General features: G+C 61.4%; 16 protein-coding genes and 2 pseudogenes. 7 read left to right on the top strand and 11 right to left on the bottom strand.

The features are described 5' to 3' along the window. Positions 1–15: 15 nt before the first annotated feature. A pseudogene (locus AC07VF_RS07000) lies at positions 16–1,137 on the bottom strand (Cache 3/Cache 2 fusion domain-containing protein); the annotation flags it as partial. A 169-nt stretch (positions 1,138–1,306) separates the two neighbouring features. Further along, entirely contained in the window at positions 1,307–2,227 is a 921-nt protein-coding gene (locus tag AC07VF_RS07005; RefSeq protein WP_495008369.1) for a LysR substrate-binding domain-containing protein, read from the bottom strand. 165 nt (positions 2,228–2,392) lie between these two features. Here AC07VF_RS07005 and AC07VF_RS07010 point away from each other — a divergent pair, with 165 nt between their 5' ends. Next, a complete protein-coding gene (locus AC07VF_RS07010) occupies positions 2,393–3,775 on the top strand; it encodes a NorM family multidrug efflux MATE transporter (RefSeq protein ID WP_495008368.1) in 1,383 nt (460 codons plus the stop codon). A gap of 179 nt (positions 3,776–3,954) precedes the next feature. Here the strand turns inward: AC07VF_RS07010 and AC07VF_RS07015 are convergent, their stop codons facing one another. Continuing rightward, positions 3,955–5,625: a putative bifunctional diguanylate cyclase/phosphodiesterase gene (locus AC07VF_RS07015; protein ID WP_192171438.1), complete on the bottom strand. Its 1,671-nt coding sequence runs from the start codon at positions 5,623–5,625 to the stop codon at positions 3,955–3,957. Positions 5,626–5,826: 201 nt separating this feature from the next. On the opposite strand from AC07VF_RS07015, the gene rep reads away from it, so the two are divergent. The 4 genes and pseudogenes from rep (at position 5,827) to AC07VF_RS07035 (ending at position 10,419) form a co-directional block, all read left to right on the top strand. After that, positions 5,827–7,836, top strand: coding sequence for a DNA helicase Rep (gene rep / locus AC07VF_RS07020; protein WP_122534146.1), 2,010 nt, complete (start codon positions 5,827–5,829; stop codon positions 7,834–7,836). Between the two features lie 39 nt (positions 7,837–7,875). After that, entirely contained in the window at positions 7,876–8,445 is a 570-nt protein-coding gene (locus AC07VF_RS07025) for a xanthine phosphoribosyltransferase (protein WP_122534147.1), read from the top strand. A gap of 190 nt (positions 8,446–8,635) precedes the next feature. After that, a pseudogene (locus AC07VF_RS07030) lies at positions 8,636–9,517 on the top strand (MBL fold metallo-hydrolase); the annotation flags it as partial. 86 nt (positions 9,518–9,603) lie between these two features. Then, positions 9,604–10,419: a sulfite exporter TauE/SafE family protein gene (locus AC07VF_RS07035; RefSeq protein WP_495008367.1), complete on the top strand. Its 816-nt coding sequence runs from the start codon at positions 9,604–9,606 to the stop codon at positions 10,417–10,419. A gap of 34 nt (positions 10,420–10,453) precedes the next feature. Here AC07VF_RS07035 and AC07VF_RS07040 read toward each other — a convergent pair whose 3' ends face one another. The 6 genes from AC07VF_RS07040 to dadA all read right to left on the bottom strand — a co-directional run bounded on the left by AC07VF_RS07040 (position 10,454) and on the right by dadA (position 16,247). Further along, positions 10,454–12,376 carry an acetyl-CoA hydrolase/transferase family protein gene (locus AC07VF_RS07040; protein WP_192171441.1) on the bottom strand — a complete coding sequence of 641 codons (1,923 nt, stop codon included), beginning with the start codon at positions 12,374–12,376 and terminating at the stop codon, positions 10,454–10,456. A gap of 106 nt (positions 12,377–12,482) precedes the next feature. Then, positions 12,483–12,785, bottom strand: a complete 303-nt coding sequence (locus AC07VF_RS07045; RefSeq protein WP_423571956.1) for a DUF2845 domain-containing protein — start codon at positions 12,783–12,785, stop codon at positions 12,483–12,485. Positions 12,786–12,793: 8 nt separating this feature from the next. Continuing rightward, positions 12,794–13,342 (bottom strand): cupin domain-containing protein, encoded by a 549-nt coding sequence (locus AC07VF_RS07050; protein WP_037016647.1) that lies wholly within the window; start codon positions 13,340–13,342, stop codon positions 12,794–12,796. Positions 13,343–13,502: 160 nt separating this feature from the next. Continuing rightward, positions 13,503–14,576 carry an alanine racemase gene (alr, locus tag AC07VF_RS07055; protein WP_495008366.1) on the bottom strand — a complete coding sequence of 358 codons (1,074 nt, stop codon included), beginning with the start codon at positions 14,574–14,576 and terminating at the stop codon, positions 13,503–13,505. Between the two features lie 44 nt (positions 14,577–14,620). Next, positions 14,621–14,974: a RidA family protein gene (locus AC07VF_RS07060; protein ID WP_192171444.1), complete on the bottom strand. Its 354-nt coding sequence runs from the start codon at positions 14,972–14,974 to the stop codon at positions 14,621–14,623. Next, complete coding sequence (gene dadA, locus AC07VF_RS07065; protein ID WP_495008365.1) at positions 14,946–16,247, bottom strand: D-amino acid dehydrogenase; 1,302 nt, start codon at positions 16,245–16,247, stop codon at positions 14,946–14,948. The genes AC07VF_RS07060 and dadA overlap by 29 nt, the downstream gene beginning before the upstream one ends. Before the next feature lie 154 nt (positions 16,248–16,401). Here dadA and dadR point away from each other — a divergent pair, with 154 nt between their 5' ends. Then, a complete protein-coding gene (dadR, locus tag AC07VF_RS07070) occupies positions 16,402–16,890 on the top strand; it encodes a transcriptional regulator DadR (RefSeq protein WP_065988245.1) in 489 nt (162 codons plus the stop codon). A 33-nt stretch (positions 16,891–16,923) separates the two neighbouring features. Here the strand turns inward: dadR and AC07VF_RS07075 are convergent, their stop codons facing one another. Then, positions 16,924–17,277 carry a YkgJ family cysteine cluster protein gene (locus tag AC07VF_RS07075; RefSeq protein WP_346627407.1) on the bottom strand — a complete coding sequence of 118 codons (354 nt, stop codon included), beginning with the start codon at positions 17,275–17,277 and terminating at the stop codon, positions 16,924–16,926. A gap of 152 nt (positions 17,278–17,429) precedes the next feature. Between AC07VF_RS07075 and AC07VF_RS07080 the strand changes: the two genes are divergently transcribed. After that, positions 17,430–18,740 carry an NAD(P)/FAD-dependent oxidoreductase gene (locus AC07VF_RS07080; RefSeq protein WP_495008364.1) on the top strand — a complete coding sequence of 437 codons (1,311 nt, stop codon included), beginning with the start codon at positions 17,430–17,432 and terminating at the stop codon, positions 18,738–18,740. Positions 18,741–18,778: 38 nt separating this feature from the next. On the opposite strand, the gene AC07VF_RS07085 is transcribed toward AC07VF_RS07080, so the two are convergent. Next, positions 18,779–19,012: a DUF1127 domain-containing protein gene (locus AC07VF_RS07085; RefSeq protein WP_122534158.1), complete on the bottom strand. Its 234-nt coding sequence runs from the start codon at positions 19,010–19,012 to the stop codon at positions 18,779–18,781. Positions 19,013–19,123 lie beyond the last annotated feature (111 nt).

Here is a 19,123-nt window from a genome sequence, read left to right on the forward strand (position 1 = left end):
AATTTCATCGTGACTGGACACGTTCAGACGTGCGCTCAGATCACCAGCGCCCAACGCTTCTGCCTGACTGACCAACGCCGACAGCGGCCGCAGCTTGCTGCGTAACAGCCAGATCGCAGCGCCGACAGCGATCAACATCGCTAGCAGGCTGCCGATGGCCAATTGCGTGCCCACGCTCCAGGTCACTGCGCTGATTTCATCCTCGGGCATCGTTGCCAGAACCGTCCACGGGCCGCCCGCAAACTTCTCGCCGACGGTGTAGAAATCTTCGCCGGCGTCCTGCCAGAAATGCCCAACGCTCGGCGTCTTGGCGAACTCGGCCAGCGTGGTGCTTGCCTGATCCAGGTCCTTCACGCCCGCAGGCGGCACCAGCCATTTGTTCTGCTCATCAAGCAACGCCAGCGAACCGGTGGAACCGATGCGGAAGTTTTTCAGGTTGTCGAACTGCGCCTTCTGCGCGTCGGTGTAATCGAAGCCGACGAACAGCACGGCGATGACTTTGCCGTTGGCGTCACGCACCGGGCTGTACTGCGTCATGTATAAGCGATCGAACAACAGCGCGCGACCGACATATCCCTGTCCGGCGAGCAACTTGTCGTAGGCCGGGTGCTTGTGATCCAGCGAGGTACCGATGGCGCGTGAGCCGTCCTGTTTGCTCAGCGAGGTGCTGACGCGCACGAAGTCGTCGCCGCTGCGCACGAAAACCGTCGCCACGCCGGCCGTCATTTTCTTGAAATCGTCGACTTCCGTGAAGTCATTGTTCAGCGCAGTGCCGTTCATCAGCAGCGCAGGGGTCTGCACGCCCGCGACCGCAATCTGCTGATCGCCCTGCAGGCTCAGGCCGCCCGAAAAACGCTTCTCGAACAGACCGCTCAGACGCTGGGTGCTGTCGCGCAGGGTGCTGTGGAAGGTGTTCAACTGGTCGGCCAGCAACCGGGCTTCGCTGCTCATGTGCTCTTCGCGGATGACCAGGTTCGCCGAATCAAGAGAGCGCAAGGCGAACAGCGTACTGCCGCTGATGACGACGGCCAGAATAACGGCCAGGGCGATGCCGAGTTGCGAAGCAATTCGGGCGCGAGGCTGAGGCATTGGAGCTCCTTGCCGAACGACGGGACCATCCTGATTCAGGAGCACCATTCGGACGAATTCTAATAGAGGGAATCGATGAGTCGATTGAGGTGAACCGGCTCTGCAATACACCTTCGGCCGACAGACAAAAAACTTGAGTCTTACGTCGCTTCAGGACGGAATTAATTCCCTTTTTGGCTGTCCTGCGTCCGCTTTCGGTCGGGGTGCGCTTTACGACTCATTCCAGAATCGTCACGTCAGGCAATTCCATCGCCTGCACTTCGCCTTGCAAGAAGTCGCTCAGGCGCCGCAGACGCTCGCCGCCAGGGCGGGTCTTGGGCCAGACGAGGTAGTAGTTTTCGCCGCTGACCACCGCCGTGCGCCACGGCAGGCTGAGCCGGCCCTGAGCGACGTCCTCCGCCACCATCAGCAGATCGCCCATGGAAACGCCGTAACCTCTAGCGGCCGCAATCATGCCCAGCTCCAGCGTGTCGAAAACCTGCCCTCCCTTGAGCGAGACCCGCTCAGACAAGTCCATGCGCTCCAGCCATCGGCGCCAGTCGCGGCGGTCGGGCGTAGGGTGCAACAGCTCGGCGCCGGCCAGTCGCTCGGCGTCCCACGGCGCGTCATCCAGCAGCGTCGGCGCGCCCACGGGAATCAGCCATTCGGGGAACAGGTACGTTGCCTCCCACTCCGGCGGGAAATGCCCATGGCTGAGCAACACCGCGCAATCGAACGGCTCCTGTGCGAAGTCGACGCTGTCGATGTCCATCCAGGCGCTGGTCAGCTGGACTTCGTTGCCCACCTGCAGATGGCGGAAACGACTCAGCCGCGCCAGCAACCAACGCATGGTCAGGGTCGACGGGGCCTTCATGCGCAAGATGCCCTCCTCTGCCATCAGCGCGCTGCATGCTCGCTCCAACGCAGAAAACCCTTCCCGCACGCCCGGCAGCAATTCACGCGCGGCTTCGGTGAGCTGCAAATTGCGACCATTGCGGCGAAACAGACGGCAGGCGAAATGCTCTTCAAGCGTGCGGATGTGCCGACTGACCGCGCTCTGGGTGATCGACAGCTCTTCAGCGGCGCGCGTGAACGAGCTGTGTCGCGCAGCGGCTTCAAACGCGCGCAGGGCATACAGAGGCGGAAGAGTGCGAGACATCGGCGGGGATTCCTCAGGCTGGACGGCGACCGAGGCCACTCTACCGCAGAAAACCTCAAGATGAGTTTTACTCATGCGAGTGATCGGATTTATCCCTTTGTGCATCCTCACCTGAATCCCCACAATGACCGGCCTGCAAACACCGCAAACCCGAGCGCAAAGACCATGCACCAGCACGCTTTCAAAGAACTGTGGATCATCCTGCGTCTGGCCGGGCCGCTGATTGCTTCGCAGATGGCGCACATGCTGATGGTATTCACCGACACTGTGATGATGGGCAAGCTGGGCCCGGAATCCCTGGCCGGTGGCGGGTTGGGCGCGGCGAGCTACAACTTCGTGTCGTTCTTCTGCGTGGGGGTCATGGCCGCCGTCGGTACGTTGGTCGCGATCCGCAAGGGCGCGAATGATCACGCCGGCGTCACCCGCCTGACCCAGGCCGGTTTGTGGCTGGCGTGGGGCATGGCCTTGGTTGCTGCGCTGATCCTATGGAACCTCGAGCCGATCCTGCTGCAATTTGGTCAAGTCGAAGCCAACGTCCACATGGCCAGCGAATTTCTGATCACCTTGCCATTGGCGCTGCCCGGGCTGTTGAGCTTCATGGCGCTGCGCGGCTTCACCAGTGCATTGGGGCGTGCGACCCCGGTAATGGTGATCAGTCTGGTGGGCGTGGCGCTGAACTTCGGGCTCAACTACGCGTTTATCCACGGGCTGTTCGGCCTGCCGCTCTGGGGCCTGATGGGCATTGGTCTGGTCACGGCCATTGTCACCAACGCCATGGCCCTGGCCCTCGCGCTGCACATTCGTTATCACCGCGCCTACGCGGCGTATCCCCTTCACAAAGAACTCATGAAACTCTCGCGCAGCTGCCTGAAAGAGCTGTGGCGCCTGGGCCTGCCCATCGGTGGCACGTATGCGGTGGAAGTCGGGCTGTTCACCTTTGCGGCATTCTGCATGGGCGCCATGGGCAGCACCCAGATGGCGGCGCACCAGATCGCTCTGCAATCGGTGTCGATGGCGTTCATGGTCCCGGTCGGGATTTCCTACGCGGTGACCATGCGCATCGGTCTGCACTACGGGGCCGGAAACCTGCTGCTGGCGCGCACTGCCGGACGCATGGGGATTGGCTTCGGCGGGCTGCTGATGCTTTCGTTCGGCATTCTGTTCTGGGTTGCGCCCCACGCCGTCATCGGTTTGTTCGTGGACGTCAACGATCCGAAATACCAGGGCGTGGTCGAGCTGGCGGTGAGGCTGCTGGCCATCGCCGCCTGGTTCGAGATTCTCGACGGCACGCAGACCATCGCCATGGGCGCGATCAGGGGATTCAAGGACGCAAAAACCACGTTCCTGATCGGACTGGCGAGCTATTGGGTGGTCGGCGCGCCGTTGGCCTGGGGCCTCGGGTTTCTGGCGAACCAGGGCGCGGTGGGCGTGTGGTGGGGATTGGCGATCGGCCTGCTCTGCTCCGCAGTCGCACTGACCTGGGCATTCGAGCGCAAGACCGCGCGACTGCTGCGCAAGGAGGCGACGGGGGTTGTGGTGATGGGATAGGCCTCTGCGGGTATTCACAATCCGGGGCGGTCACAAACCCAACTGTAGGAGCAATCGGAGGTCACGACGGTCGCGACGGCGGTGGGTCTGTGACATCCATGTCGGCTGACCCCATGCATTCGCGAGCAAGCTCACTCCTACAGAATCACTCCGAGGTGTGTTCAAAGAACGAGCCGCGCTCACTGGCTCTGCAGCGCAATACCTTTGCTCTGGCCCATCGCCAGATAATCCATCAGCTCCGGCAAGGCCAGCGGGTGACTGATCAAAAAACCCTGGGCCTGATCGCAGTTGAAGCTGCGCAGCAAGGCCAGTTGCTCGGGGGTTTCGACGCCTTCGGCTACCACTTCCAGGCTGAGGTTGTGGGCCAGGTTGATCATCGCGTGGACCAGCTTGCGGTTTTCCTCGCGCTGCTCCATTTCACCGACGAAGCTCTTGTCGATCTTCAGCAGTGTGATCGGCAAGCTGTTGAGGTGTACGAAGGACGAGAACCCGGTCCCGAAATCGTCCAGCGAGAAGCGCACACCCAGCCGTCCCAGCGCATCCATGGTCTGTTTGACCAAATCGCTGCGGCGCATGACGGCCGTCTCGGTCAATTCGAATTCCAGCCATTGCGCATCGATACCCCGATCAGCGATCAACCGGCTGAGTGTCGCGAGCAACTGGTTGTCCTGAAACTGGCGGAACGACAGGTTGATCGCCATGTGCAGCGGCGGCACGCCTTTCTCGCGCAGGGCCTGCATGTCGCGCAGGGCACGGGCAATCACCCAATAACCCAGCGGCACGATCAACCCGCTTTGCTCAGCCAGCGGCACGAACTCACTCGGCGGCAACAACCCACGCTCAGCGTGGCGCCAACGCACCAATGCCTCCAGCCCCAGAATGTGCCCGGTATTCAGGCACAGGCGTGGCTGGTAATGCAGCTCCAGCTCATCGCGACGCAAGGCGCGGCGCAGTTCGCTTTCCAGATCGGCGAGGCTGCGCGCGTTGCGGTTGATGCGTTCGTTGAAGACATGAAAGGTACAGCCCTGAGTGCCCTTGGCCTGCTGCATGGCGATGTGCGCGTGCCACATCAACGGATCGGCGCCGCCATTGAGGCGCGCATAGGCGATGCCAAGGCTGCAACCGATCAACAGGCTTTCCCCATCGACCCAATACGGTTCGGACAAGGCTTCGGTGATGCGCTCGGCGATGGATTCGGCGCGCTCGGGGGCGCGTCGTGTGTCGATCAGCAGGGCAAATTCATCGCTGCCCAGTCGCGCCAGTTGATCGCACGCCTCCAGCTGGCCTTTCAGCCGCGCCACCACTTGCAGGATCAGCCGATCCCCCGCCTGATGACCCAGCGCGTCATTGGCGCGCCGGAAGTTGTCCAGGTCCAGATGCCCCAGCGCCAGGCCGCGGCCGTCGAACTCGGCCAGTCGGGCGGCCAACAGGGTCTGAAAGCCCTGGCGGTTGGCGATGCCGGTAAGAGGGTCCTGCTCGGCGAGGCGATTGAGCGTGGTCTCCAGAACGCCCCGTTCGCGCACGTGGCGCAGACAGCGGCGCAGGGCCTGCGATGTGAGGGCGTCGCGCACCAGCCAGTCGCTGACACCAACGGGCTCTTCGTCCGGTTCGGTGTCGAAAAGCAATACAGTGGGCCAGTGGCATTGGCCGGCGGCGGGCTGAAGGGCTTCGGTGGTAAAGAGTATTCCGGAGGTGGAGAAGTCGGTTTGATTGCTGACAGCGTCCCAGCTCGGCGCGCAGTCAAGGACAGCGGCGTCTCCGAGCGGCGCCAGGCACTCGCGCAACGATGCCGGCCATTCGGGCGTGTCCGCCAGAAGCAGCAAGCGCAAGGGTTCGACAGGCGTAGACAAGCTAACTCCCCACACAAACGTAAAGACCTTGGCGCACCCCCGAATGAGGGTCGTCAAACGCGAGAATCATCCGCAATACGCAAATGTAACAAAACGGCGAAATATAGATAGCGCGGCGCATCACAGTGTCGGACGGTGGCTGCACAATCCGCTGACCCTGTTAAAATGCCCGCCCTTTTCCAGGCGACCCCATTTTTCCCCATGTCCCGACTCAATCCCCGGCAACAGGAAGCCGTGAACTACGTCGGCGGCCCTCTTTTGGTGCTCGCCGGCGCTGGCTCCGGCAAGACCAGCGTGATCACACGCAAGATTGCCCACCTCATCCAGAACTGCGGCATCCGTGCCCAGTACATCGTCGCCATGACCTTTACCAACAAGGCGGCGCGGGAGATGAAAGAGCGCGTCGGTACCCTTTTGCGCGCTGGCGAGGGGCGCGGCCTGACCGTCTCGACGTTCCACAACCTGGGCCTGAACATCATCCGCAAGGAACACGCCCGGTTGGGCTACAAGCCCGGGTTCTCGATCTTTGACGAGACCGACGTCAAAGCGCTGATGACCGACATCATGCAAAAGGAATACTCGGGCGACGACGGCGTCGACGAGATCAAGAACATGATCGGCGCCTGGAAAAACGAACTGATCCTGCCGCCCGAAGCCCTTGCCAATTCGCGCAACCCCAAGGAGCAGACCGCCGCCATCGTCTACAGCCACTACCAGCGCACGCTGAAGGCGTACAACGCGGTGGATTTCGACGACCTGATTCTGCTGCCGGTGAAGCTGTTCGAGGAGCACGCCGACATTCTGGAAAAGTGGCAGCACAAGGTGCGCTATCTGCTCGTCGACGAATACCAGGACACCAACGCCAGCCAGTATCTGCTGGTGAAAATGCTCATCGGCACGCGCTGCCAGTTCACCGTTGTGGGCGACGACGACCAGTCGATCTACGCCTGGCGCGGCGCGCGGCCGGAAAACCTGATGCTGCTCAAGGACGATTACCCGTCGTTGAAAGTGGTGATGCTGGAGCAGAACTACCGCTCCACCAGCCGCATCTTGCGCTGCGCCAACGTGCTGATCGCCAACAACCCTCACGCGTTCGAGAAACAACTCTGGAGCGAGATGGGTCACGGCGATGAAATCCGCGTGATTCGCTGCAAGAACGAAGACGCCGAAGCCGAGCGCGTGGCCATCGAAATCCTCAGCCTGCACCTGCGCACCGACCGGCCGTACAGCGACTTCGCGATCCTCTATCGCGGTAACTATCAGGCCAAGCTGATCGAGCTGAAGCTGCAGCACCATCAGATTCCGTACCGGCTGTCCGGGGGCAATAGCTTCTTTGGGCGTCAGGAAGTGAAAGACCTGATGGCCTACTTCCGCTTACTGGTGAACCCGGATGACGACAACGCCTTCCTGCGCGTGATCAACGTGCCGCGCCGGGAAATCGGCTCGACCACCCTTGAAAAGCTGGGCAACTACTCGACCGAGCGCAAGGTGTCGATGTACGCCGCGACCGACGAGATCGGCCTGGGCGAACATCTGGACGCCCGCTTCACCGATCGCCTCAGACGCTTCAAGCACTGGATGGACGGCGTGCGCCAGCAATGCGCGACGCAGGACCCTATCGCCGCTTTGCGCAGCATGGTCATGGACATCGATTACGAAAACTGGATTCGTCAGAACAGCTCCAGCGACAAGGCCGCCGACTACCGCATGGGCAACGTGTGGTTCCTGATCGAGGCGCTGAAGAACACGCTGGAGAAAGACGAAGAAGGCGGCATGACCATCGAGGAGGCCATCGGCAAACTGGTTCTGCGCGACATGCTCGAACGTCAGCAGGAAGAGGAAGACGGCGCCGAAGGCGTGCAGATGATGACCCTGCACGCCTCCAAGGGGCTGGAGTTTCCGTACGTGTTCATCATGGGCATGGAAGAGGAAATCCTCCCGCACCGCTCCAGCATCGAGGCCGATACCATCGAAGAAGAACGCCGCCTGGCCTACGTGGGCATCACCCGCGCGCGGCAGACGCTGGCGTTCACCTTCGCCGCCAAACGCAAGCAGTACGGCGAAATCATCGATTGCCTGCCGAGCCGGTTCCTCGACGAACTGCCGCCGGACGATCTCGCCTGGGAAGGCAACGATGACACGCCCGTCGAAGTCAAAGCCGTACGCGGCAATACAGCCCTGGCGGACATACGCGCCATGCTGAAAAGATAACGTTCATTTCCCGCACATCGCGCTCTGAGGACCACCCACGTGGAAGCACTGCACAAGAAAATTCGCGAAGAAGGCATCGTGCTTTCCGATCAGGTATTGAAGGTCGACGCGTTTCTCAACCACCAGATCGACCCGGTGCTGATGCAGCAGATCGGTGACGAATTCGCCGCGCTGTTCGCAGGCTCCGGCATCACCAAGATCGTCACCATCGAGGCGTCAGGTATCGCGCCTGCAGTGATGACCGGTCTGAAGATGGGCATCCCGGTGATCTTCGCGCGCAAGCATCAGTCGCTGACCCTCACCGAGAACATGTTTTCCGCGTCGGTGTATTCGTTCACCAAGCAGACCGAAAGCACCATCGCCATTTCTACCCGTCACCTGAACAGCAGCGATCGGGTGTTGATCATCGACGACTTTCTGGCCAACGGTAAGGCGTCCCAGGCGCTGATCTCGATCATCAAGCAAGCGGGCGCAACCGTCGCCGGCCTGGGTATCGTGATCGAGAAGTCGTTCCAGGGCGGCCGCGCCGAACTGGACGGTCAGGGCTATCGTGTAGAGTCACTGGCGCGCGTACAGTCGTTGAAAGATGGCGTTGTGACGTTCGTCTGATCCGGATTCACCTCTGGGGTGATGCAGCTGACGCCGCGCTTTGGCCCAGCAAACGCGTAACCCGGTGGGAGTGAGCGTGCTCACGAAGACAGACTGTCAGGCGCTGAGGTCACTGTGAATGTACCGGCCCCTTCGCGAGCAAGCTCGACTACCACAGATTTCTTGCGGTCAGTAGAACAGGAGACACGTTATGGAAATTGGCGAAAAACTGAGCGTAGAGGCGTTCTTCGATCCGCAGACCTCGACCATCAGTTACCTGGTCATTGACCGCTCTACGCTTCAAGCCGCGCTGATCGACAGCGTGCTGGATTACGACCCGAAATCCGGGCGCACCAGCACGCAGTCCGCCGACAAGCTGATCGAGAGGGTTCGCGAGCTGGGCGTGTCGGTGCAGTGGATTCTGGAAACCCACGTCCACGCCGATCACGTTTCGGCAGCGGCTTACCTGAAAGAACAGCTCGGCGGCACCGTCGCCATTGGCAGCCACATCACTCGCGTGCAGAAAGTCTTCGGCACGCTGTTCAACGCCAAAGGCGACTTTGCCCGCGACGGCAGCCAGTTCGACCGGTTGCTGGAAGATGACGCGCACTTTCAGATCGGCACGCTGCAGGCCAGAGCCATGCACACCCCCGGACACACCCCGGCGTGCATGACGTACGTGATTGAAGCAGGCGATGAAGCCGTGGCGTTTGTCGGCGATACGCTGTTCATGCCCGACTACGGCACCGCCCGTTGCGACTTCCCCGGCGCCGATGCGCGCACGCTGTATCGCTCGGTCGGCCGAATTCTCGGCCTGCCGCCACAGACGCGTCTGTTCATGTGCCACGACTACCTGCCCAATGGCCGTGAGCTGATGTTCATGACCACCGTCGCCGAGCAACGCGCCAGCAACATCCATGTGCGCGAAGGCATCGACGAGGACGCTTTCGTCGAGATGCGCGAGAAGCGCGATGCCACCCTCGACATGCCGATGCTGATCCTGCCTTCGGTGCAGATCAACATGCGCGGCGGCAACCTGCCGGAAGCGGAGGACAACGGCGTCCGCTACCTGAAGGTCCCGATCAATGCGCTGTTAACCCTGCCGAGCGCGCCGATCAAGCGCGCTCACACCCTGAACAGCTACCTCCTGACAGCCCCCACGGAACTTGCTCACTTACGATGAATGAACACGAACTGATCGGAGCCGGCCTCGGTACGATCATTGGCGCAGTATTGGGATTGACGGGCGCGGGTGGCGGCATTCTTGCGGTGCCGCTGCTGGTCTTCGGGCTGGGTCTGACGATGATTGAAGCCGCGCCGGTGGGCCTTTTGGCGGTCGGCCTGGCTTCGGCCGTCGGTGCAGGGCTTGGGCTGCGCCAGGGTATCGTCCGTTACCGTGCGGCCATTTTCATCGCAATCATTGGCATCGCGCTGTCGCCGTTAGGGCTGTGGCTGGCGCACCAGCTGCCCAATGCGCCGCTGGCGTTGGGGTTTGCGCTGATTCTGTTTTATGTGTGCGGGCGGATCTACCGCAAAGCCGCTCACGAACTGCGCCACGGCAAACCGCCGGATCGTGGGGCATTCAGGCCCTGCGTAGTCAATCCGCTGGTGGGTCGGCTGCGCTGGACCCTGCCTTGCGCTCGGTCACTGGCGGCGACCGGTGCATTGGCCGGGCTGTTGTCAGGATTGCTCGGTGTGGGTGGCGGCTTCGTCATCGTGCCGGCATTGACCCGATACACCGACCTTGAGATGAAGAGCATCGTCGCCACGTCGCTGGCGGTGATCGCCCTGGTCTCGACCGGCAGCGTGATCACCGCCACCATCAGCGGCGCGATGCATTGGACTGTGGGACTGCCGTTCGCCGCAGGGGCCGTCGCCGGACTGGTAGTCGGCAGACAGGTCAGCCGTTACCTCGCCGGCCCGCGGTTGCAGCAGCTGTTTGCGGTCAGCGGCTTCTTTGCTGCAGTGCTACTGGTGATCAAAACCCTCGGCTGAACGGATGCCACAGTAAACGTGGGAAACATCGGGCCTAAGCCGTCGCCTGCAACCCCGCCAGCACCAGCCGCTGATACAGCTCTTCTCGCAACCCCTGCGGATGATCGAGGCCCATGCGCTGCAAGTGCTCCGGATAGGCGCTCGCGTCAGGCGCTTCCAGCGTGGCCTTGCCCAGCTCGATGATTTCCGTGAGCTTGAACTTGCTTTTCAACCAGTTGAGCGCGCGCAGGAGATCGCGCTCCTCGGCCGTAAAATCGCTGCCCAGCGGGTACTCGATGAACAGCGACGGGAACTGGTCGCGGATGTCCTTCAGCCGCTCGGGCGTGTTCTGGCTGAACAGCGGATCAAGGCGGAAATCCTTCGGCAGCTTGCCGGCTTTTTGCGCCTGATCGATCAGGCCCGGCTGGAAGCGTGAATCGCTGATGTTGAGCAGCGCCTCGATCACCGCCGCGTCGGTTTTGCCGCGCAGGTCGGCGATCCCATATTCAGTGACGACGATATCGCGCAGATGCCTCGGGATCGTCGTGTGCGCATAGTCCCAGACGATATTGGAATTGACCTCCCCACCCGATTCACGCCAGCTGCGCAGAATCAGCACGGAACGCGCGCCGTCCAGCGCATGGCCCTGAGCGACGAAGTTGTACTGCCCGCCCACACCGCTGACCACACGGCCGTCGGCCAATTGATCGGAGACCGCTGCGCCCAGCAACGTCACGGTGAAGCAACTGTTGATGAATCGCGCATCCCGCCGTTGCAGGCGCTTGAGCGTCTCGTCGCCGTATAGCTCGTTGATGTAACTGATCGCAGTCATGTTGATCTGCGCGATCTGCGCCGGCGTGAATTCCCGCAGCCGCTCGTAGAAGCTGCGCGGCCCGAGAAAGAAGCCGCCGTGAATCAACACGCCGTCGCTATAAATCGATTCGTCCAGAACCCCGTCGTTGGCCATTTGCTGCAGCTCGACGTCGGCGTACACCTTGCGGCGGATGATCCCCGCGTCCAGCAGCACCAGCAGCCCGTTGACCAGCATTTCGCTGCAGCCATAAAGCCCGGTGGCGAACGGCATCACCCCGCCTTGCGCCTCGATCAACGGCTTCCAGGTGGAAATGCCGTCCAACTCGGCCAGGCACGCGCGGTAGGTTTCGTTATCGGCCTGGCGCGCAAGCAAGGCGGCAGTCAGGGCGTCGCCCATCGAGCCGATGCCGATCTGCAGCGTACCGCCGTCGCGCACCAGCGTGCTCGCGTACAAGCCAATGAAGTGATCCTGGACACCGACTGGCATGTTCGGCGTCGAGAACAGCGTGCTGCGCTCTTCGTGCTCGATCAGCAGGTCGAAGGTGTCGGCGCTGACCTCGGCACCGCCCTGCATGTAGGGCAGATCCGCGTGGACGTGGCCGAGTATCAGAATGCGCTCGCCCAACCCACGGCGTTTTTCCACCATGGGCAGCAGGTCGAGGGTGATGTCGGGGTTGCAGCTCAGGCTGAGGTGATCGGGCCGTTGGGAGTCGCGGGCAATCAGCTGCGCGATCAGATTCAGACCATTGGCGTTGATGTCCCGCGCAGCGTGGCTGTAATTGCTGCTGACATAATCCTGCTGCGCTTCGACACTGCCCAGAAGGCTGCCGGGCTGCATGAAGAACTGCTGGACGTGAATGTTGGGCGGGAGGTCGTCCCGGCGCAGATCAGTGAGGAAATCCAGTTCAGGGTAATCGTCGAAGACGCGCTCGAGAAAGGGCTCCAGAAACCGTCCCTGCAAACCATCGCCGCCATCCGGTCGCCCGAGGCACAGCGCGGTGTAGATAGTCAGATGTCGATCGGGCAGCGATTTGATTCGGGCGTACAACGCGTTGGCGAAGCGATTGGGCTTGCCCAACCCCAGCGGCATACCCATATGGATGTGTGCCGGCAATTCAGCCAACACGTGATCGACAGCTTGCTCGATCGAGCAGGAATGCGGCATCCGGCCTCTCCTGATTTTGTTATTTGATAGCGGTTGGACCGGGCCTTCAGGGGATTTGCTGCACTGCGCGGCTTGCGCCCTTAAAAAACGACTGTCACACGGCCACTCAATCCCGCTTCGTCTCGATTTCCACCAACTTGTCCTCGATGAACCGCAGGTGTTGTTTTGCGCCGTTGCGAGGGCCATACACCCATAAGCTGACTTTAGCAGTGCCAAGCTTCGGGACGCCGTTGCTCCTGAGCGCGGGCATTTGATCAACACTGCTGTCGGGCGCCCCGCACTTCTGGCGGACCACGTCGGCGGTGTCCCCCAGACTGATAAGCGCCGTGCCGCAGCGCATGGTCGCGTCAGCAGTGTCGGCAAACAGCAAGGCGGCCAGCCCGATGAAGATCAGTTTTCGGTTAATCATGTCGCTGATCAGAAATTCGCCGGCGTGGCCGCGCTGATGAGTCGCGCAGGAACGTCGAACGGGTTGCGAAAGCGATGGGGTCGGGAGCTCTCGAAGTAGTAACTGTCGCCCTCTTCGAGCACGTAGGTGTCCAGACCGACCACCAGCTCAAGACGGCCCTCGACCAGAATCCCGGTCTCCTCGCCCTCGTGCACGAGCATCTCGACGCCAGTGTCGGCACCCGGCGGGTAGACTTCGGAAAGGAACGCAATGGCGCGGCTCGGATGGGATTTGCCGACCAGTTTCATGGTCACGGCACCGTCCGAGATATCGATCAGTTCGCTGGCTTTATAGACCACTTGGGTCGGATTTTCGGGTTCGAGCTCTTCGGAAAAGAACTCCACCATGGACATCGGTATGCCGCCCAGCACCTTGCGCAGGGAGCTGATCGAGGGGCTGACGCTGTTCTTCTCGATCATGGAGATGGTGCTGTTGGTCACGCCCGCTCGTTTGGCGAGTTCACGCTGGGACAGACCTTTGAGTTTACGAATGGATTGCAGTCGTTCACCGACGTCCAATGCGGGAGTCCTCCTGATGATCAAGTTGGGTCAAGTGGCCGCCATCATGGCAACAGCGTTCAGTATTTACAACACTTGAGCCCATGGCCGGATCAGCAAAGGGACTGGCGGCCGTGACTGGCCGCGAAGGAGTGGTTTGCAGGGGATTGGCGAGCGGCGATCAGGCCCCGGTATAAAGCCTTGGCACGCGTTTCAGATTGCACAGAATCTGGTACGGAATCATGCCCGCGCTGGACGCAAGGTCGCTGATGTGGATGTTCTTGCCCCACAGCTCGACGCGGCTGCCCAGCCCTGCGCCCGGCACGTCGGTGAGGTCGACACAGAGCATGTCCATCGACACACGCCCGAGCAACTGGCTGCGATGCCCGTCGACCATCACGGGGGTGCCGGTGGGCGCCTGCCGCGGATAGCCGTCGGCGTAGCCCATCGCGACCACACCGATGCGCATGTTGCGCTCGGCGACGAATGTACCGCCGTAGCCCACTGGCTCACCGACGGGCAGGTCACGCACGCAGATGACGCGGGATTCCAGGGTCATGACCGGCTGCAAACGATCGGCGACCGATTGCGGCTGATCAAACGGCGTCGCGCCGTAAAGCATGATCCCCGGACGGACCCAATCACTTGGCACGCTGGGCCAGCCCATGACGGCTGGGGAATTGCGCAGGCTGAGTTCGGCGGTCAGACCGGCACGGGCCGATTGAAAAATGGCCACTTGCTGATCGGTGCGCGCGCTGTCGAGTTCGTCGGCGCGGGCGAAGTGGGTCATCAAGACAATCTTCGCGGCCTTGCCGCTGTTCAGCAGCCGCTGATGGGCCGCCTGAAAATCCGCCGGGTGAATGCCAACGCGGTGCATGCCCGAATCCATCTTCAGCCACACGTTCAGCGACTTGCCGAGTGCGGTTTGCTCGATGGCATCGAGTTGCCAGAGGGAATGCACCACGCACCAGAAATCATGCTCGACGATCAGCGCCAGTTCGTCGGCCTCGAAAAAACCCTCCAGCAGCAGAATCGGTGCTTTGATCCCGGCCTGACGCAGCTCCAGCGCTTCTTCAATGCACGCCACGGCAAAGCCATCGGCCTCGGATTCCAGCGCCTGCGCAACCTGCACCGCGCCGTGGCCGTAGGCATCCGCCTTGATCACGGCAAGCGCCTTGGCGCCAGCGGTGTCGCGCGCCAGTTGGTAGTTGTGGCGCAAGGCCTGAAGGTCGATAAGGGCGCGGGCTGGACGCATGCTGGGGCTTCTTGTCGGTCAATAGATGGATATAGGTGGGTGAGCTACGGCAGCGCCGCAACCACCGACAGTTCAACCAGAATCTCAGGCTCGCACAGCTTGGCTTCAACCGTTGCACGCGCAGGGGCAAGGCCCCTCGGCAGCCAGGTGTCCCAGACGCTGTTCATGCCGGCAAAGTGTGCATCGATGTCTTTCAGGTAGATCGTCACCGACAGAATGCGGGTCTTGTCGGTACCGGCCAGGTCCAGCAATCGCTCAATGTTGTGAAGCGTCTCGCGGGTCTGCTGCTCAATCCCCGCTGCCATGTCGTCGGCCACTTGCCCGGCAAGATAAACGGTGCCGTTATGGACGACCAACTGGCTCATGCGCTCATTGGTGAGCTGGCGCTGAATGGACATGTTTTGCGATCTCCTTGGAACTGCCGTAACGGGAAATATCGAGGCCTTCAGCACTGATCTGCGGCGTTTTGCGCGCGATCAGGTCAGCCAGCAATCTGCCTGAACCGCAGGCCATCGTCCAACCCAACGTGCCGTGGCCGGTGTTGAGGAACAGATTGCGGTACGGCGTTGCGCCCACGATAGGTGTTCCGTCTGGCGTCGTCGGGCGCAGACCGGTCCAGAAGCTGGCCTGCTGCAGGTCGCCGCCGCGAGGATAAAGGTCGTTGACGATCATCTCCAGGGTCTCGCGGCGGCGAGGATTAAGCGACAGGTCGAAACCGGCGATCTCGGCCATGCCGCCCACACGAATGCGATTGTCGAAGCGGGTAATCGCGACCTTGTAGGTCTCGTCGAGAATGGTCGAAGTCGGCGCCATCGCCGGGTCGGTGATCGGCACCGTCAGCGAGTAGCCCTTGAGCGGATAAACCGGCGCCTTGATGCCAAGCGGCTTGAGCAGTTGCGGCGAGTAGCTGCCAAGCGCCAGCACGTAGCGGTCAGCGGTTTCGAGCGTGCCATTGATGCGCACGCCCTTGATGGTGTCGCCGGCGAAATCAATGGACTCGATGGACTGGCCGAAGCGGAACTCAACGCCCAGCTTCACGCACATTTCGGCCAGACGCGTGGTGAACAGCTGGCAGTCGCCGGTCTGATCGTTCGGAAGACGCAGTGCCCCACTGAGGATATTGCTGACGCTGGCCAGGGCCGGTTCAACCCGGGCGATGCCTTCACGGTCGAGCACTTCATAGGGCACGCCGGCCTGTTCGAGTACGGCGATGTCCTTGGCGGCGTTATCCAGCTGTTCCTGAGTGCGGAACAGCTGGGTGGTGCCGAGGCTGCGGCCTTCGTAGGCAATGCCGGTCTCGGCACGCAGCTCATCAAGGCAGTCGCGGCTGTATTCGGAGAGGCGAACCATGCGCTCTTTGTTGACCGCATAACGGTTCTGGGTGCAGTTGCGCAGCATCTGCGCCATCCACAGGTATTGATCGACATCGGCCGTCGCCTTGATTGCCAGCGGCGCATGGCGCTGCAGCAACCATTTGAGGGCCTTGAGCGGCACACCCGGTGCCGCCCATGGGGAGGCGTAGCCCGGCGACACCTGCCCGGCGTTGGCGAAACTGGTTTCCATGGCCGCGGCCGGCTGACGGTCAACGACCGTCACCTCGAAGCCCGCACGCGCCAGGTAATACGCACTGGTGGTACCGATTACGCCACTTCCAAGGACCAGAACGCGCATGTTGATTCCCTCATCGCGGATGTCCGCTGACGTTTTCAAGTTTTAAGCAAGGATGTGCGCAGTATAAAAAGGCGTGAGCAGTGCTTTTGACTATATAAACGCCTATATTCGGCATTTCTTCTCGGCAACCGACGCTTTGGCAGAGGGCTCTTCGATGCGTACCCAGCACCAGTCCAAACGCGAGCTGGACAAGATCGACCGCAATATCCTGCGCATCCTGCAAAACGACGGCCGGATCTCCTTCACCGAACTGGGCGAACGCGTCGGGCTGTCTACCACGCCGTGTACGGAGCGGGTCCGGCGTCTGGAGCGTGAAGGCATCATCATGGGCTACAACGCCCGCCTCAATCCGCAGAACCTCAAAGCCAGCTTGTTGGTGTTTGTCGAGATCAGCCTGGACTACAAGTCCGGTGACACCTTTGAAGAATTCCGCCGCGCGGTGCTCAAACTGCCCCATGTGCTGGAATGCCATCTGGTGTCAGGGGATTTCGACTATCTGGTGAAAGCGCGGATTTCCGAGATGGCGTCGTACCGCAAGCTGCTGGGGGATATCCTGCTCAAGCTGCCCCACGTGCGGGAGTCCAAGAGCTACATCGTGATGGAAGAGGTGAAGGAGAGTTTGTGCCTGCCGATTCCGGAGTGAACACTAGCAGTGGATTGATGGCATCTGGCGTCGTTACACCAGGACCTGCCGCGTAGAGGCGATGAACTCATGCACCTGCTTCTCGGCGCGCGGGTGAATCAGGACCTCAGGGCGGCGACCGTTGGGGCATGGCAGGGTTTTCGTGGTGCCGAACAGGCGACAAATCAGCGGCCGCTCGTCATACACGGTGCAGCCGTGCGGGCCCAGGTGTACGCAGTTCAGCTCATTGAGGGCCGCTTCCTGCTCGGCCGGTGTCTTGCGCGGCAACCGCGACATTTCTTCGGACGACGTGGTCACCGGCCCACAGCAATCGTGGCACCCCGGCACGCATTCGAACGACGGAATCTGCCGCCGCAAATCGCGGATTTTCTCGCTGTTGCAACCCATCGCGGCAGTTTCCCTGTGAAAGGTGCTGATTGTGCCCCAGTGCCTCCGGGACTTACACCCGGGTGATCATGCGCTGGCATTTTCTTGCCCGGATTCATTCACCCCGCTACCCTCCGTAAAATTTTCCAAACAGTGTTCTCGGGATATTCAACATGAATGCTCGGTCTCCCCAGCCCGGATTGTCTGATCACGCGGCCTCTTACTACGCCGCCACCCGCCATGCTCAGCCTGACCACCCTGTCCTGCACGGCGAGATCAAAACCGACGTCTGCATCATCGGCGGCGGGTTTTCCGGGCTGAACACGGCGATCGAGCTGGCTGAACGCGGCTTGAAGGTGGTGCTGCTGGAAGCACACAAGATCGGCTGGGGCGCGAGCGGTCGTAATGGCGGGCAGTTAATCCGCGGCGTCGGCCACGATGTGGACCAGTTCAGCAATGTCATCGGCGAGGACGGCGTGCGCCAGCTCAAGCTGATGGGCCTCGAAGCGGTGGAAATCGTCCGCGAGCGCGTCAGCAAATACCAGATCGACTGCGACCTGACCTGGGGCTACTGCGATCTGGCAAACAAGCCCAAGGAGTTCGAGGGCTTTGCCAAAGACGCAGAAGAGCTGCGCAGCCTGGGTTACCGACACCCGCTGGAATTGATTGAAGCGGGCAACCTCAGCAGCGTCATCGGCTCACCCAACTATGCCGGCGCGATGCTGGACATGGGCTCGGGCCATCTGCATCCGCTGAACCTGGCGCTGGCAGAAGCCGCCATCGCTCAGTCACTGGGCGTGCAGGTGTTCGAACACTCGGCAGCGACGCGGCTGGAATATGGCACAGAGGTCAACATTCATACAGCTCAAGGGCGGGTGCGCGCCAGCACGCTGGTGCTGGGCTGCAATGCGTATCTCAACGAGCTCGATGGGGAGTTGAGCGGCAAGGTCTTGCCCGCCGGCAGTTACCTCATCGCCACCGAGCCACTGAGCGAAGAGCTCGCCAGCCAACTGATTCCGCGCAACACCGCGATGTGCGATCAGCGTGTGGCGGTGGATTATTTTCGGCTGTCGGCTGATCGACGCTTGCTGTTCGGCGGCGCCTGTCACTATTCAGGCCGCGACCCGAGCGACATTGCAGCGTACATGCAGCCGAAGATGCTCAAGGTGTTCCCTCAGCTCAAAGACGTGAAGATCGATTTTCAGTGGGGCGGGATGATCGGCATCGGCGCCAATCGCTTGCCGCAGATCGGGCGACTGCACACGCATCCAAACGTGTTCTACGCCCAGGCGTACGCGGGGCACGGGTTGAACGCGACGCATCTGGCCGGCAAGTTGCTGGCTGAGGCCATCAGCGGCCAACACAGCGGCGGGTTCGAGCTCTTTGCCAAAGTCCCTCACATCACCTTCCCCGGCGGTAAACATTTGCGCTCGCCGCTATTGGCGCTGGGGATGTTGTGGCACCGCTTCAAAGAACTGGTGTAACGAAACTCGCCGCTGTGAGGCTGACTGCGTCACAGCCCTCATTCGCGCCAGAACGGCTTGAGCCCTTCATGGCGCGCCTGCTCGCTGCTCAAGCCAATATCCTTCAACTGCTCGTCAGTCAGTTTCAACAACGCGCGCCGACTGGCCAGGCGATGCTGAAACAGCCCCCACATCCCTAATCCTTCCGGCGCACTAATGCGCGAGCTCCCGTCCTGCTCCCGGACCAGCTCACCGGCATACAGCGTTAACCGAACATCACTTATTCCGCTCATTTCCAGACACCTCAGGGTGGGTTTCGAGTGGATTCATGATGTGTCTGTATGGAAAACCATTACAGATCCAAAGAATTATTATTCTTTGCATACAGATCGGTTTCCTCTCGC

It is taken from the genome of Pseudomonas sp. GW821-FHT02H06 (assembly GCF_059421525.1).

Excerpts from the sequence above, each read along its gene's own strand:
- AC07VF_RS07035 (WP_495008367.1), top strand. The coding sequence starts at position 9,604 with ATGAATGAACACGAACTGATCGGAGCCGGCCTCGGTACGATCATTGGC.
- AC07VF_RS07080 (WP_495008364.1), top strand. The coding sequence starts at position 17,430 with ATGAATGCTCGGTCTCCCCAGCCCGGATTGTCTGATCACGCGGCCTCT.
- AC07VF_RS07005 (WP_495008369.1), bottom strand. The coding sequence starts at position 2,227 with ATGTCTCGCACTCTTCCGCCTCTGTATGCCCTGCGCGCGTTTGAAGCC.
- dadR (WP_065988245.1), top strand. The coding sequence starts at position 16,402 with ATGCGTACCCAGCACCAGTCCAAACGCGAGCTGGACAAGATCGACCGC.
- AC07VF_RS07075 (WP_346627407.1), bottom strand. The coding sequence starts at position 17,277 with ATGGGTTGCAACAGCGAGAAAATCCGCGATTTGCGGCGGCAGATTCCG.
- AC07VF_RS07085 (WP_122534158.1), bottom strand. The coding sequence starts at position 19,012 with ATGAGCGGAATAAGTGATGTTCGGTTAACGCTGTATGCCGGTGAGCTG.
- AC07VF_RS07060 (WP_192171444.1), bottom strand. The coding sequence starts at position 14,974 with ATGTCCATTCAGCGCCAGCTCACCAATGAGCGCATGAGCCAGTTGGTC.
- dadA (WP_495008365.1), bottom strand. The coding sequence starts at position 16,247 with ATGCGCGTTCTGGTCCTTGGAAGTGGCGTAATCGGTACCACCAGTGCG.
- AC07VF_RS07045 (WP_423571956.1), bottom strand. The coding sequence starts at position 12,785 with ATGATTAACCGAAAACTGATCTTCATCGGGCTGGCCGCCTTGCTGTTT.
- AC07VF_RS07010 (WP_495008368.1), top strand. The coding sequence starts at position 2,393 with ATGCACCAGCACGCTTTCAAAGAACTGTGGATCATCCTGCGTCTGGCC.
- rep (WP_122534146.1), top strand. The coding sequence starts at position 5,827 with ATGTCCCGACTCAATCCCCGGCAACAGGAAGCCGTGAACTACGTCGGC.
- AC07VF_RS07040 (WP_192171441.1), bottom strand. The coding sequence starts at position 12,376 with ATGCCGCATTCCTGCTCGATCGAGCAAGCTGTCGATCACGTGTTGGCT.
- alr (WP_495008366.1), bottom strand. The coding sequence starts at position 14,576 with ATGCGTCCAGCCCGCGCCCTTATCGACCTTCAGGCCTTGCGCCACAAC.